This is a genomic window from Haloarcula sp. MBLA0163, from assembly GCF_055632435.1.
This window is the reverse complement of record NZ_CM145745.1, coordinates 1,738,866-1,752,419: the sequence shown is the minus strand read 5'-3', so window position 1 is coordinate 1,752,419 and position 13,554 is coordinate 1,738,866. Positions and strand designations below refer to the sequence as shown.

General features: G+C 69.3%; 13 protein-coding genes and 1 tRNA gene. 6 read left to right on the top strand and 8 right to left on the bottom strand.

Annotated features, from left to right (window positions below; genetic code table 11):
- Positions 1–14 precede the first annotated feature (14 nt).
- Entirely contained in the window at positions 15–1,307 is a 1,293-nt protein-coding gene (locus ACV7GQ_RS09250; protein ID WP_470309962.1) for a cobyrinic acid a,c-diamide synthase, read from the bottom strand.
- A gap of 16 nt (positions 1,308–1,323) precedes the next feature.
- On the bottom strand, positions 1,324–2,355 hold the full coding sequence (locus tag ACV7GQ_RS09245) for a nicotinate-nucleotide--dimethylbenzimidazole phosphoribosyltransferase (protein ID WP_470309961.1): 1,032 nt from the start codon (positions 2,353–2,355) through the stop codon (positions 1,324–1,326).
- A 103-nt stretch (positions 2,356–2,458) separates the two neighbouring features.
- On the opposite strand from ACV7GQ_RS09245, the gene ACV7GQ_RS09240 reads away from it, so the two are divergent.
- Positions 2,459–2,683, top strand: a complete 225-nt coding sequence (locus ACV7GQ_RS09240) for a DUF7385 family protein (RefSeq protein ID WP_470309960.1) — start codon at positions 2,459–2,461, stop codon at positions 2,681–2,683.
- Between the two features lie 272 nt (positions 2,684–2,955).
- Here ACV7GQ_RS09240 and ACV7GQ_RS09235 read toward each other — a convergent pair.
- A tRNA-Leu gene (locus tag ACV7GQ_RS09235) sits at positions 2,956–3,039 on the bottom strand.
- 86 nt (positions 3,040–3,125) lie between these two features.
- On the opposite strand from ACV7GQ_RS09235, the gene ACV7GQ_RS09230 reads away from it, so the two are divergent.
- Positions 3,126–3,434 (top strand): cyclin family protein, encoded by a 309-nt coding sequence (locus ACV7GQ_RS09230; RefSeq protein WP_470309959.1) that lies wholly within the window; start codon positions 3,126–3,128, stop codon positions 3,432–3,434.
- Here the strand turns inward: ACV7GQ_RS09230 and ACV7GQ_RS09225 are convergent, their stop codons facing one another.
- From ACV7GQ_RS09225 to ACV7GQ_RS09205, 5 genes are all read right to left on the bottom strand, one after another.
- Entirely contained in the window at positions 3,435–3,923 is a 489-nt protein-coding gene (locus tag ACV7GQ_RS09225) for a phosphopantetheine adenylyltransferase (protein ID WP_470309958.1), read from the bottom strand.
- Positions 3,924–4,017: 94 nt separating this feature from the next.
- Positions 4,018–4,524 carry a helix-turn-helix domain-containing protein gene (locus ACV7GQ_RS09220; RefSeq protein ID WP_470309957.1) on the bottom strand — a complete coding sequence of 169 codons (507 nt, stop codon included), beginning with the start codon at positions 4,522–4,524 and terminating at the stop codon, positions 4,018–4,020.
- 401 nt (positions 4,525–4,925) lie between these two features.
- Entirely contained in the window at positions 4,926–6,008 is a 1,083-nt protein-coding gene (locus ACV7GQ_RS09215) for a glutamate--cysteine ligase (protein ID WP_470309956.1), read from the bottom strand.
- Positions 6,009–6,067: 59 nt separating this feature from the next.
- Positions 6,068–6,697, bottom strand: a complete 630-nt coding sequence (locus tag ACV7GQ_RS09210) for a fibrillarin-like rRNA/tRNA 2'-O-methyltransferase (RefSeq protein ID WP_470309955.1) — start codon at positions 6,695–6,697, stop codon at positions 6,068–6,070.
- Entirely contained in the window at positions 6,694–7,530 is an 837-nt protein-coding gene (locus ACV7GQ_RS09205; RefSeq protein WP_470309954.1) for an NOP5/NOP56 family protein, read from the bottom strand. Before ACV7GQ_RS09205 ends, ACV7GQ_RS09210 begins: the two co-directional genes overlap by 4 nt.
- 165 nt (positions 7,531–7,695) lie before the next feature.
- On the opposite strand from ACV7GQ_RS09205, the gene ACV7GQ_RS09200 reads away from it, so the two are divergent.
- The 4 genes from ACV7GQ_RS09200 (at position 7,696) to ACV7GQ_RS09185 (ending at position 13,524) form a co-directional block, all read left to right on the top strand.
- The gene (locus tag ACV7GQ_RS09200; RefSeq protein WP_470309953.1) at positions 7,696–8,124 is read left to right on the top strand and encodes an Hsp20/alpha crystallin family protein; all 429 of its coding nucleotides are present in this window, start codon (positions 7,696–7,698) and stop codon (positions 8,122–8,124) included.
- A gap of 104 nt (positions 8,125–8,228) precedes the next feature.
- The gene (locus ACV7GQ_RS09195; RefSeq protein WP_470309952.1) at positions 8,229–10,205 is read left to right on the top strand and encodes an AMP-dependent synthetase/ligase; all 1,977 of its coding nucleotides are present in this window, start codon (positions 8,229–8,231) and stop codon (positions 10,203–10,205) included.
- A 93-nt stretch (positions 10,206–10,298) separates the two neighbouring features.
- On the top strand, positions 10,299–12,944 hold the full coding sequence (locus tag ACV7GQ_RS09190) for a hybrid sensor histidine kinase/response regulator (protein ID WP_470309951.1): 2,646 nt from the start codon (positions 10,299–10,301) through the stop codon (positions 12,942–12,944).
- Positions 12,945–12,984: 40 nt separating this feature from the next.
- On the top strand, positions 12,985–13,524 hold the full coding sequence (locus ACV7GQ_RS09185) for a DUF1684 domain-containing protein (protein ID WP_470309950.1): 540 nt from the start codon (positions 12,985–12,987) through the stop codon (positions 13,522–13,524).
- The last annotated feature ends 30 nt before the right edge of the window (positions 13,525–13,554 follow it).

Sequence of the window (13,554 nt, the reverse complement as noted above, 5' to 3'; positions counted from 1 at the left end):
CGCCGGTGAGATACTCAGTCTGACAGTAGCCGGTCGAACGCGCCGCTGGCGGCGTGGGCGTGACAGTACGTGCCGACCGTCTCGTACTCCGTCAGCCCGTCGTGGTCGCCGTCGATGCCCTCCCCGCGGACCGTCTCGAAGGCGAAGCGGGCGTCCCCGTCGACCGTCGCCGAGGAGTAGTGGAACTCGTGGCCGCGACGCCGGGCCCCCGTCGCGGCGACGGCCGTGTCACGCGTCGCCGACAGTTCGACGTGGTCCAGCGCCTGATACCGCTCCCGCATGGCCACGTCGGCCGGGAGCACGCCCGCCATCTCGTAGGTGTCGCCCTCGGCCGTCGTCAGCGTCTGCGAAAGCGCCATCAGGCCGCCACATTCGCCGTACACCGGCAGGCCGTCGGCGGCGAGCGTCCCGAGTTCGTCGAGCGTCGCGGAGTCGGCGAGAGTCGCGGCGTGGAGTTCCGGGTAGCCGCCCGGGAGGTAGACGGCGTCGGCCTCGGGGACCGGGTCGCCGGCCAGCGGCGAGAACGTCCGCACGGTCCCCCGCTCTCCCAGTCGCTCGACGGTACTCGGGTAGACGAAACAGAACGCCGCGTCGCGGGCGACGGCGATAGTCCGGCCCGCGGTCACTGGGTCGGCGGGCGAGACGCTCGGCGGTTCCCGCGCTACCTCGGCGACCCCGTCGGCGTCGATGGCCTCGCCGGCCGCCGCCAGCGCCGCCTCGTCCGGCGCCGCCTCAGCCCCCATCTGGAGGCCGAGGTGCCGGTCCGGGATTTCGAGGTCCGACGTCGGCGGTACCCGGCCCAGATACCGCAGACCATCTGGGAGTGCGTCGCGGATGCCCTCGGCGTGGCGCCCGCCGTGGGCACGCTGGGCGACGACCCCGGCCACGTCGATGTCCCGGCCGACGCGCTCGGCGTACTGCTGGAAGCCCAGCGCCGTGGCGCCGACGCTCTCCATCCCCGCTTCGGCGTCGACGACGAGGACGACCGGCAGGTCGAGCACCTCGGCGACGCGGGCCGTCGACGCCTTCGTGCCGTCGTAGAGCCCCATCATCCCCTCGACGACGCAGACGTCGCCCTCGCCGCGCCAGTAGGTCCGCAGCGCCCCCTCTTCGCCGGCGAGCCACGGGTCCAGCGACCGCGAGGGCTTGCCGACGAGGGCCTCGTGGTGGCTCGGGTCGATGAAGTCCGGCCCGGCCTTCGCGGGCTGGGGGTCGTAACCCGCTTGTTCGAGCGCCGAGAGCGTCGCCAGCGTCGCCACCGTCTTTCCGACGTTCGAGGCCGTGCCCGCGAGGACGACGCCCTTCACGACCGGTCACCCACCGTCACGGCGCACCACCGACGGGCGCCTCGTCGATGAGGTCGTCGTACACCGCCGCGAACTGCTCGCGAACGTCGGCCATCGGGACGCCGGCCCGGTCGGCCAGCGCCAGCGACCCGCCCATCCCGACGCCCTCCTTGGCCTCGCCGGCGACGAACCGCTCCATCGCGACGTGGTCCGAGCGCTCGAAGCCGGGGTCGGTCACGGTGAGGTCGAGGTCCAGTTCGGCCGCGCTCGCTCGGAGGTCGGCCGTCGGGTCGTCGGCGACGTAGGCCGTCGTCGCCAGCCCCAGTCGCCCCTCGTAGCCGCCGTGGCGGACCAGCGCCGCGACGGCGAGTTGCTGTGTCCCCCCGGCGAGTGTCACCGCCGTGTCGGCCTCGACGGCGCCGGCGGTCAGCCCCGCCACCGTCGCCAGCACCGGGTCGCCCATCCGGCGGACGGCCCGCTTCGGTTGGCCGGCGGCGTCGCCCGGCGAGAGCGAACTGGCCTCGAGGGCCGCTTCGACGACCCGTTCCTTCTGTTCGAGGGGGTTCTCGCGGAGCGAGGAGGAGACCGTCGCCCCCTCGCCCAGTGCGCGCAACACGCCCAGCGCGGTCGTCGTCCCCCCGGGGATCGTCTCCGCCAGCCACAGTTCGTCGGCCGGCAGCTTCCGGCCGAACTGTCTGGCCGCCTCGAAGGCGCCGTGGGCCGTCGGTACGGGGTCCTGTTCGGCGACGTCACGGCCCGCGCCGGCCCCGACCGTGACCGTCGGCGCGGCCGTCGGTTCCGCGAGGCCGCCGTCGACGACGGCCACGTCGAAGCCGAGCAGTTCGCGGACGGCGCGCGTGACCAGCGCCGGCGTCGGACAGCCGCTCGGACTCACCGGCACCGTCCCCGTCCGCACGGGCCGCCCGTAGGTGAGCAACTCCGCGTCGGCCGCCGGCGTCGTCGTCATCAGGTCCGGGTCGGCACCGGCGGCGCTGATACCCTCTCTCTCCGCTGTCGCCGTCGTCCCCGCGACGAGGACGAACCGGGTTCCGTCGGGCGAGCGTTCCATACTCGTTTGGAGTAGTGCAAGCCCACTTTATCCCACCGGTGACGGTTGCTGCCGCCTGCGCCCCCGGCGTATGATTTAAGCGACGGGGGCCGCCAGTCCCGGTATGGAGGACTTCGACGAACTCGTGTCGTCGCTGACGCCGCGCGAGGACAACGAGGCCATCAAATCGTACCAGAACACCACTGCCGTCGCCTGCCCCGCCTGCGAGCAACCGTTCGACGACATGGTCGTCTGCAAGCAGGCGTTCACGTCGCTCAATCTCGACTTCGAGATGGACCTCTGTACGGCCATCCACGACGACAGCGTGGTGCTGTTCACGCACAAGTGAGCGAGAGTTTGAACCGACCGCGTACGCACCGCTCGCGAGTTGTTCGCGGAGAAGTGCGCGGGACCGGATTTGAACCGGACGAGGACTCGCTGTGCTCGTCCTCTAGGGTTCAGAATCCGTCGGCCGCAGAACACGCCTCTCACGTCCGTTCGAGTCGGTTATGCGCGGGACCGGATATGAACCGCCTGAACGTCGCTCACTGCGTTCGCTCGTTCCGTGCTTCAAACCCAAATGACCGCACACTCTCCGCTCACGACTTGTTCGCGGAGAAGTGCGCGGGACCGGATTTGAACCGGCGGACCCCTACGGGATAGCGTCCTAAGCGCTACGCCTTTTCCTGGCTCGGCAACCCGCGCGCAGTCTCCCGTTCCGGCGAGGTAATCAAGAACCCTTCGCTTGCCGGCGACGAAGATTTAGGTAGGTCCGGGGGCAACCGGCGTGTATGTACCGCGCCAGCGACCGGGTCCAACAGAACGAGTGGCTGTCGGAGATAGAGACGGCCGCGGAGACGCTCGACCTCGGGACGCAGGCGCGGTCCCACGCCGTCGACCTGTTCCTCTCGACGCTCCCCGACGAGGACCGCTCGAAGCGGGCGACGATGGCGGCGAGCGTCTACGTCGGCGCGCTCGTCGCCGGCGAGGAACGGTCACAGACCGCCGTCGCCGACGCCACGGACGTCTCGCGGTTGACGATACAGCAGCGCTGGAAGGACCTGCTGGAGCGGGCGGGACTGGAAGCGCCCGACTGGTGACTACGACAGCTGCCCGCGACCCTCGCGCTCGGGCGTCAGGTTCCCGTGTTCGTCGATTTCGCCCTTGACGATGCGCGTCGAGGAGATGATGTCGCCGTCGTCGGCGTAGACGTGGGGGACGACCGCTATCTCCAGCGGGTCGTGGCCGCGCTCGCGGCGGATCTCGTTGATGCGCTTGCCGCCGGTCTCCGTCTCCGGCGAGACCACGAGGACGTCGAACTGCGGTTCGGTCGCGATACCGGTCGGTTCCGAGAGCTCCCGGATATCCCACTCTCGACCCGTCTGCTCGGCGAAGCTCGACAGCTCCGCCGCGAGGTCGTCACGCCGCTCGGCGAACGAGCGGACGTGCCGCTCGTCGTGGCGGGTCTTCGGCGCGAGGTCGTCACTGGTGAGGCCGACCGTCACGTCACCCAGTTCGAACGCGCGCTCGAACAGCGCGCGGTGTCCATCGTGGATGGGGTCGAAGGTGCCACCCAGTGCGACCATCATACCCCGGGCAACGGCATCGTCCGATTTAGTGGTGTCGTCTTCAGCAACCTTCGAGAGAACGTGACACGCGACCAGACAGCGACCCGGACTGTCGTCACGCCTCGTCGTCTTCGTCGCCGTCGTCGTCGGCGTCCTCGACGGAGATAGTGACCGGTTCGTCACCGGAGAGCGGTTCGTCGTCGTCGCCACCGAGGTGGTCGTCCAGGTTGAACACGGTGTTCAGTTCCGACTGGATGTCGCCGACGACGGTGTTGACCAGTTCGCTCGGCGAGATGGCGCTGTACTCGTAGGGGTTGTTGCCGGCGCCGTCGCTCTCGCGCTTCTGGCGGGTGACGGTCCCCTCCTCGTGGAGCGCCGCGAGGGCCTCCCGGACGGTACTGGGGTAGAGGCCCGTCGCCTCGGATATCTCGTCGCTCGTGCTCTCGGGGTTCTGGCGCAGGCTGACGTAGATGCGCGCCCGGGTCTCGGTGTCCAGCAGCCAGGCGAGCAGGTCGACGATACCCTCGTCGAACTGCTCGACCGCGCGGTCGGCCTCCTGCTCGATTCGCTCGCGGACGTCCCCCGTCTCCTCGGTTTCGTCGTCTGGGTCGTCTGCGGACATGCGTTGTCTCTGTGAGGACGAAAGTGGCTGTCGGATAAAAACCTTGCCTCGGGGGCACTGAGCCGGGTCCCGACGGCACGCGGTCGGCGCCGGGGTGGAGTGGCGGCCCGACCGGAGCTGCGACGACCGACACCGCTCGCCGTACTTAAACGACCCCGGAAACGGGGCCCGACTATCGTCGATGAGAGCGACCCACTACTATTTTAGTACAGTGCTCGAAAACATACGTCGTCGTTTGACGGGGCGGGGAGGCCGTTGTCGACGGTTTCCGGCGGCGGAAATCCGTTGTCGCGGTGCGGGCCCGCGGCCGGAACGCCACTCTTGATCGGTGTGGGGGCACCGGGAGTAGTGGTGGCAGCCGAAGCCCTTCGTCACGATGCCGGTGTCGGACCGGCACGGCGTCAGTACTCGAGCAACAGCGACTCGCAGAGTTCGACGACGCCCTCCTCCCGGCGGATGCGGCGCTGGCGGGACGCACCGCTCTCGCCCTCCAGTAACGTCCACAGGCCGTCGACGCCCAGCCTGTCGGCCTCGCGTGCGACGATGTCCTCCAAGGGGAGCGTCTCCCCGGGTTCCGGGGTGAGCAGCGACGCCGACTGGCCGTGTCGGATGGCGCGCCACTTGTTCTCGTCGAGGAGCTCCCGGCGGAGCCTCGTCCCCGACTCGCCGTCCTCGTAGCGTGCGGCGAGGTCCTCGACGAGGGCGTGGACGTACTCGACGAACGTGAGGACGGTGTCGGGGTCGGCCTGTCCGTCCGGTGCACGCACCTCGACGGTGCCGTGGCCGGAGTGGGGGCGCACGTCGAACCAGAGTTCGCCGCGGTCGTCGATGCTGTCGCTCTCTATCATCCACCGCTCGTACCGTTCGAACGCCTCGTAGTCCTCGAAGGCGGTCGGCATCCCGGTGTTGGGCAGCCCCTCGAATATCTTCGCGCGAGCGGACTGCAGACCGGTGTCGAACCCGTTCCAGTACGGCGAGTTCGCCGAGAGCGCGAGCATGACCGGCATGTGCCACCGGAGCTCGTTGGCGACCCAGACGGCCTTGTCCGGGTCGTCGACGCCGACGTGGACGTGCAGCCCCGCGGTCGTGTTCCGGTGTTGGGGGTACTGGATGCGGTCCAGCTGGGCCCGGTAGCGCGGTTTCTCGGCGTGTTCCAGTTCGCGCCACTTCGCGAGCGGGTGGAGGCCGGCGGCGGCGATGCCGAACCCGTGTCTGTCGGCGTGGTCCGCCAGCGCCTCACGCACCGCGAGCAGCTGCTCGCGTGCGTCGCTCGGGTCCTCGATACGCGGCGTCTGGGTCTCGATGACGCACTTGAACAGTTCGTGGTCGAGGCGGCCGTCCAGCAGGTCCGGCGGCTCCGTCTCGTAGACGAGTTCGTCCGTCCCGGACGTCGGTCGACCGTGGTCGTCGACGACGTAGAACTCCTCTTCGATGCCCAACGTGCTCATCCGGGTGAAGTTCTCGGGAGACCCCGTCTCATCCATCGACTGGTGCATGGCAACCGATGTGCTAAAGCCTTCCGTCCGGACCCGAGGCCCGCTCACTACCGCCGGGGCCGGGCGACGACGCCGAGGTGGTCGTCGTGGTACGGCGCGAGCGGTTCCGTCGCCACCACGTCGTAGCCGTCCTCGATGTCGGCCACCACGTCGTCGAACACGTCCGCCGGGTCGGCGGTCACGTCCTCGCTCCGGGCCTTGATGGCGGCCAGCAGGTAGCCGTCCTCGCGGAGGAACTGCCGGTTCAGCGTCGCGACGCGGCCCTGGCCGCGGGTCGCGACGTCCTGGACGAGCACGTCGACCGGCTCGACCACGTGCGCGTACGTCTCCGGCTTTCTGGCGTCCTTCAGGAGGGGGAAGAGGTTCGGGCGGCGCTCGGCCACGTCGAGCAGGTCACGGGTCGGTCGCGGGGCGAACTCGACGGCGTATGTCGGACCGCCGAAGTCCGCGACGTGGCTGACTGTCGTGCCCGCGGCGGCGCCCAGATACAGCGTCTTCTGGTCGGCGCTCAGTCCCGTGTCCATCCCGAGTTCCAGCATCGCCCCGAGCTTCGAGCGGTGCGGGTCCCAGCGGCGCCACTCGCCGTCGGTCCGCTCGCCGTACTCCGGGTGGCCCCGCGTGGCGATGCTCGTCGTCCCGGCGAAGTCGTGCCGTGCGACGCCGTCGGGGAGACTCACGCCTCGTCACCCCCGCGCGAGCGGATGCGCTCGATGCGCTCGTCGAGTTCCGCCTCCAGTTCCGGCCGCAGGTCGCCGCTGTAGTGGTCGACGCGCGCGGCGATGCTCAGCTTCCCGGCCAGCGCGCGGGCCGCCGACCCCCGTTCCTCCGGACGGGTCCCGCTGACGTACTCGTGGGTGAAGATGATGCCGTGCTTCGGCGAGGGGGCCCCGCCCCGGAGGTGCGCGAACAGGGCGTCCTCGGCGCCGAGCACCTGCACGGTGCCGCTGGGCTGTTTGGCGAGGGCCTCGAGGCCGCCCGCGAGCGAGACGAGGCGTGCGGCCAGCACGGGTCCGGCCAGCGCCGAGAGGTTCGGCGCGACGGCCGGTGCCGTCCGTTCGACGTAGGTCCGCAGGTCGGCCGCCTCGTCGGCGACGGCGACCGTCCGCTCGGCGAGCGACTGGAGCGCCGCGTCGCCGTCGTCGACCGCCTCCCGGTCACAGAGGTCGCGGGCGTAGTCGACGCCGCTCCCGCTCTCGCCGTACCGGCTGCCGGCCCACTCCGCGACGCGTTCGGCGAGTTCGTTGGCCGTCCGCTCGCAGTCGGCCATCGCCCGGATGGCGTGTACGAGCTGCTGGTCGTCGGCGCGCTCGCGCTCCGCGACGGCGGCCCGCGTCGCGGCCATCGTCGCCGCGTGCAACTGGTCGTAGTAGTCGGCCGCGTCGCTCGCGAACCCGCCGTCGACGGCCTGCTGGGGCCAGTCACCGGGCCCGTCGGCCCGGCCACTCCTGATGCGCTCGGCCGCGGCCGCCTCGTCGCCGGGGTCGATACCGGCGAACCACCCGTCTGTCATACTCCCCGGTGCGCACCCGACGCGAAAAAGCCCCGCGATTGGGACGGCCCGGGGCTCGTGACTCAGCGGAAGTGGACAGACCGGACGTTCTGGGGCCGCTGACGGACGTCTGCTACCACGTGTCCATACTCCTTTATCATCTCGTCCGACGTATTAGGATATGTTATGAGAGGACGACGATACCCCTTCGACAGCATGGAGCGACTGTTCGACCAGATGCGAACCGACATGCTCGGCTCGTGGAACACACCCGCCTTCGGAGACGAACCCGGCTTCGAGGACGAGGGCGGCTGGGACGCCGGCGTCTCCATCGAGGAGACCGACGACGGCTTCGTGGTGCTCGCGGACCTCCCGGGGTTCGAGCGCGACGAACTCTCCCTGCGGCTCCACGACGACCGACTCCACCTCAGCGGCGAACACGAGGTCGGCGACGGGATGGGCTACCGGAGCCGGACCGTCACGGAGTCCATCACGCTCCCGGCCCACGTCGACCCCGAGGACGCGAGCGCGACCTACCGCAACGGCGTCCTCGAAGTCCGCTTCACCGTCGACGAGGATGATGAGATAGCGGGCTCGGCCATCGACATCGAGTGAGGTGACCGGTCCCCGGTTGGTTGCGTTCGGTGCGGAAACTTTTGCAAACTTGTTACCTGTGAACATCCCTGACATATTTGGCGGCCGCTGTCGAACGCAGTCCCATGGCAGGGACACCGGGCTGGCGGGCGGCCGAAGCGTCGTACACGGACGAGGTAATTGGTGACGATACACTCGGTGAACTGTTCGCCGCGAGCGCCGAGCGCAACGCTGACAGCGAGGCACAGCTCTACAAGGGCGGGGTGTACGACCGCTCGCTGACGACCGACGCTATCCCCGAGGCACCGCCGGGCGAGTACGCGAGCATCACCTACGGGGAGATGCACGACGTCGTGAAGCACCTCGCCGCGGGGTTCCGCGACCTCGGCGTCGAGGCCGACACGCGTGTCGGCCTGTTCTCGAGCACGCGGATGGAGTGGGCGCTCTCGGACTTCGCGTTGCTCTCGGCGGGTGCCGTCGTGACGACGGTGTACACGGAGTCGTCGCCGAAGCAGGTCCGGTACCTGCTGGACGACCCGGACGCCGAGGCGGTCGTCGTCGAGAACGAGGAGCTGCTCCAGCGCGTCCTCGAGGTCGAGGACGACCTCTCGCTCTCGTTCGTCGTCGTCATGGACGACCACGACGTGGACCGCGACTACGTCCACTCGCTCAACGAGGTGTACCGGCGGGGCCGGGAGACGTTCGACGAGGAGCGCTACCGGTCGTGGCTGGCCCACCGTGACCCGAACGACCTCGCGAGCCTCATCTACACGTCCGGGACCACCGGCCAGCCGAAGGGGGTCCGACTCACGCACAGGAACTTCCGGTCGAACGTCAACCAGACGCGGAAGCGACTCGCTCCGAGGCCCGACAAGCACCCCGACCTCCCGGCCATCACGCCGGAGACGACATCTATCGCGTTTCTCCCGCTGGCCCATGTCTTCGAGCGCCTGTCCGGCCACTTCTTCATGTTCGGGTCGGGCGCGGCCGTCGGCTACGTCGAGACCCCGGACACGCTGGCCGACGACATCCAGCAGATACGGCCGAACACCGGCGCCAGCGTCCCGCGCGTCTACGAGCGCATCTTCGCCAACATGCGCGAGCAGGCCAGCGACTCGGCGGCGAAAAAACGCATCTTCGACTGGGCGATCGGGGTCGCCCGCGACTACGCCCGGACCGAGGACCCCGGGACGCTGCTCGAACTCAAACACGGCCTCGCCGACCGTCTGGTGTACAGTACGGTCAAAGAGAAGCTCGGCGGCAACATCGAGTTCATGGTCAGCGGCGGCGGGAGCCTCTCCCAGCGGCTCTGTGAGACGTTCCTCGGGATGGGACTCACCATCGTCGAGGGGTACGGCCTCACCGAGACGTCGCCGGTCATCACCGTCAACCCCCCGGAGGACGTCCGGCCGGGGACCCTCGGCGTCCCCGTCGCCGACATGGACGTCCGTCTCGACACCGACGTCGTCGACGACTCGGAGTTCGAGGACGTGCGCGGGCCGCTCGGCGAACTGCTCGTCGACGGTCCGAACGTCACGGACGGCTACTGGAACGAGCCCGGCGCGACCGAGCGGGCGTTCACCGAGATCGACGGCACGGAGTGGTTCCGGACCGGTGACATCGTCGAGCAGCGAGCGGACGACTTCCTCGTCTACCACGACCGACTGAAGGAGCTGCTCGTGCTCTCGACCGGCAAGAACGTCGCGCCCCAGCCGATAGAGGACCTGTTCTCGACGAACGACCGCGTCGAGCAGATAATGGTCGTCGGCGACGACCAGAAGTTCGTCGCCGCGCTCATCGTGCCCAACTTCGAGGAACTGGACCGGTGGGCCGACGCCGAGGGCATCGACCTGCCGGCGGACGACTACGCGAAGTGCGACGACGAGCGGGTCCGCGAGTGGATGCAATCGGCCGTCGACGAGACCAACGCCGAACTGGAGAAGGTAGAGCGTATCAAGCGGTTCGAACTCGTCCCGCGGGAGTGGACGGCCGAGAACGACCTGCTGACGCCGTCGATGAAGAAGAAACGGCGGAACATCCGCGAGGCGTTCGACGAGAAGCTGGCGGAGATATACGGCGACGACTACACCGACGGGGACTGACCGCCCCGCGACGGTGCCGGCCGGACCGACCCTGCTTTCTCGATTGATAACGGACCCACCGCGTTGAAGTGGTTCCTCCGCGAATGGCTCCCAATGGCAGCCGGTGATATCCACGTTCTCCACGTCGACGACGACCCATCCATCACCGACCTCGCCGCGACGATGCTCGAGCGCGACTCGGACATCCGGGTCACGACCGCCAACGACCCGGAGGCGGTGCTCGACCGGTTCGACGCCGACGAGTTCGACTGCGTCGTCAGCGACTACGAGATGCCCGCGATGGACGGGCTGGAACTGTACGACCGGCTCTCCCGACAGTTCGACCACGCCGACTTCCCCTACATCCTGTTCACCGGCCGCGGCAGCGAGACCGTCGCCGCCGACGCGCTGAACGCCGGCGTCACCGGCTACCTCCAGAAGGGCGGTCCCGAACAGTACGACCTGCTCGCCAACCGCGTCCACAACGCCGCCGACCAGTACCGGGCCCAGATGAAGGCCGACCGCTACGAGACGGTCATCGACGCGCTGGACTACCCCGTGTACGTCGTCGACGAGACGGGCACGTTCAAGTTCGTCAACGAACCGTTCGCGACGATGACGGGGTACGACCGGGACGAGATACTCGGCCAGCCGACGTCGTTCGTCAAGCCGGCGGAGACCGTCCAGCGCGCCGAGAACGAGCTCGGCGAGCTGCTCTCGAGCTCCGGGCCGGACTCCGCCCGGTTCCACGCCACCATCGAGACGGCCGACGGCGACACGGTGGAGTGCCGGGACCACATGGGCGTCCTCCCCTACGAGGGCGAGTCGTTCCGTGGCTCGGTCGGCATCCTCAGGGTGCTGGACGAGGCGCCGCCACCGACGACCGACGGCGGCCGTGTCAGCGAACCGGACCGGGACGTCGACGCCACGGCCCGGCTCCTCGACGCGCTCTCGGACCCGGTGTTTGCGCTCGACGAGGACGGCGAGTTCGTCTACGCCAACGCCCGGGTCGGCGAACTGGTCGGGCGTGACCCGGACGCTCTCATCGGGACCCACTACTCGGAGTTGGCGGTCCCGGTCGACGGGCACGGCGGCTGTAATCCGGCCGTCGACCGCTCCGATGCCGACGACGGCGACCGCCTCCCGGTCGAGCATCCGGTCCTCGTCGACGGCGAGAAACTCACGGTCGAGGGCCGACCGGCGACGCTTCCGGGCCCGGGAGACGTGTTCGTCGGGACCGTCCGGGACGGGAGCGACCGACAGCGCGCCGTGGGCAGGTACCGGGCGCTGTTCGACAACCTCCCCGACCCGACGGTCGTCACCGACTTCGACGACGGCGCCCCGAGGATTCGCCGGGCCAACGGCGCGTTCGAGCGCGTGTTCGGGTACGATGCCGAGTCGGTCGTCGGCGAGTCGGTCAACGACCTCCTCGTGCCGGACGGCCACGCCGACGGGGCCGCGGAGATAGACCGTGCCGTGCTGAACGGCGAGCGCGTCTCCCGCGAGGTGCGCCGACAGACGGCCGACGGGGAAGAGCGGGACTTCCTGTTCAGGAACGTCCCCATCGAACACGCGGACGGCGAGACGCTCGCCTACGGCGTCTACACGGACATCACCGAGCGGACGGCCTACGAGGAGCGGCTGACGGCGCTGCACGAGACCGCCCGTCGCCTGATGACCGCCGAGTCGACCGACGAGGTACTCGACATCGCCCTCGAGGCGGCCCGCGACATCCTCGGGCACGACATCAACGCCATCCACCTCTACGACGAGGCGATCGAGGGACTGGTCCCGGTCACGACGACGGAGTGTACGGACGAACTATTCGACGAGGTACCGACGTTCACCGAGGGCGACAGCATCGCGTGGCGGGCCTTCGAGCGCGGCGAGGCGGTCGTCAGAGAGGACGTCCGCGAGGACGCCGACGTGCTGAACCCGGAGACGCCGATTCGGTCCGAGATGGTGTTACCGCTGGGCGACCGCGGCATCCTGCTGCCGGCGTCGACAGAGACCGGCGCGTTCGACGACGCGGACCGCTCGCTCGGGAGCGTGCTGGCGGCGAACATCCAGTCGGCGCTCCAGCAGGTAGAGCGGGAACAGACGCTCCGGGACAGAGAGCAGGCGCTGGCCCGGCAGAACGAGCGCCTGGACGAGTTCGCCTCCATCGTCTCTCACGACCTCCGGACGCCGCTGGACCTCGCGGCCGTCCACCTCGAACTGGCGACCGAAGGCAAGGGCGACGTCGACCGCGAGCACCTCGACCGCGTCGCGGCGGCCCACGAGCGGATGTCCGACCTCGTCTCCGACGTCCTCGCGTGGGCCCGCGAGGGCGTCACCGTCGAGGACACCGAACGAGTGTCGCTCTCGGCCCTCGTCAAAGACTGTTGGATGGGGATACAGGCTGCGGACGCGTCCCTCTCGGTGACGACCGACCGGACGGTCGACGCCGACCACGACCGACTCAGGCGGGTGTTCGAGAACCTCCTCGGCAACGCCGTCGCACACGGCGGCGAGGCGCCGACCATCCACGTCGGCGACCTCGAGGACGCGGACGGCGTCTTCCTCGAGGACGACGGCCCGGGCATCCCCGAGGACGAACGCGACCAGGTGTTCAGGTCCGGCTTCACCCACTCCGAGGACGGGAACGGCTTCGGGCTCGCCATCGTCGAGCAGATAGTCGAGGCCCACGGCTGGGAGATACGGGTCACCGAAGGGTCGTCCGGCGGCGCGCGGTTCGAGATCACCGGCTTCGAGGAGTGAGGACCGCCGGACTCAAACTGCTCGCCGCGCTACGTCGCCCATGAGCGACGCTTGGGCCGACCGACTCCGACAGAACCGGGCCGAGAAAGACGAGTTCTTCGCGGAGCACCCGCAGTCCCCCATCCCGCCGGACGAGCGTGAGTCGTTCGACGGACTGGCGTACTTCGACCCGGACCCGGCGTACCGCGTCGAGGCGACGGTGACGCGACACGACGAGCCCGAGCCGGTCGAGATGGACACGACCGACGGGCGGACCGTCCGGTACCTCCACGTCCTCACCTTCGCCTTCGAACTGGACGGCGAGTCACACGAACTCGCTGGCTACCGGCAGGCCGGCGACGACCCGGGTACCTTCTTCGTCCCGTTCCGGGACAAGACCAGCGGCCAGCAGACCTACCACCGCGGCCGCTACATGGAGCTCGAAGCGGACGAGGGTCTGACCGACGGCGACACCGTCACGCTCGACTTCAACCTCGCCTACGCCCCCTTCTGCGCGTACAGCGACACGTTCTCCTGCCCGCTCCCGCCAGAGACGAACTGGCTGGAGACGACCGTCGAGGCCGGCGAGCGGACGCGCTGAGTGCCCGCCCGCGGAGCGAACTGTTTTCAG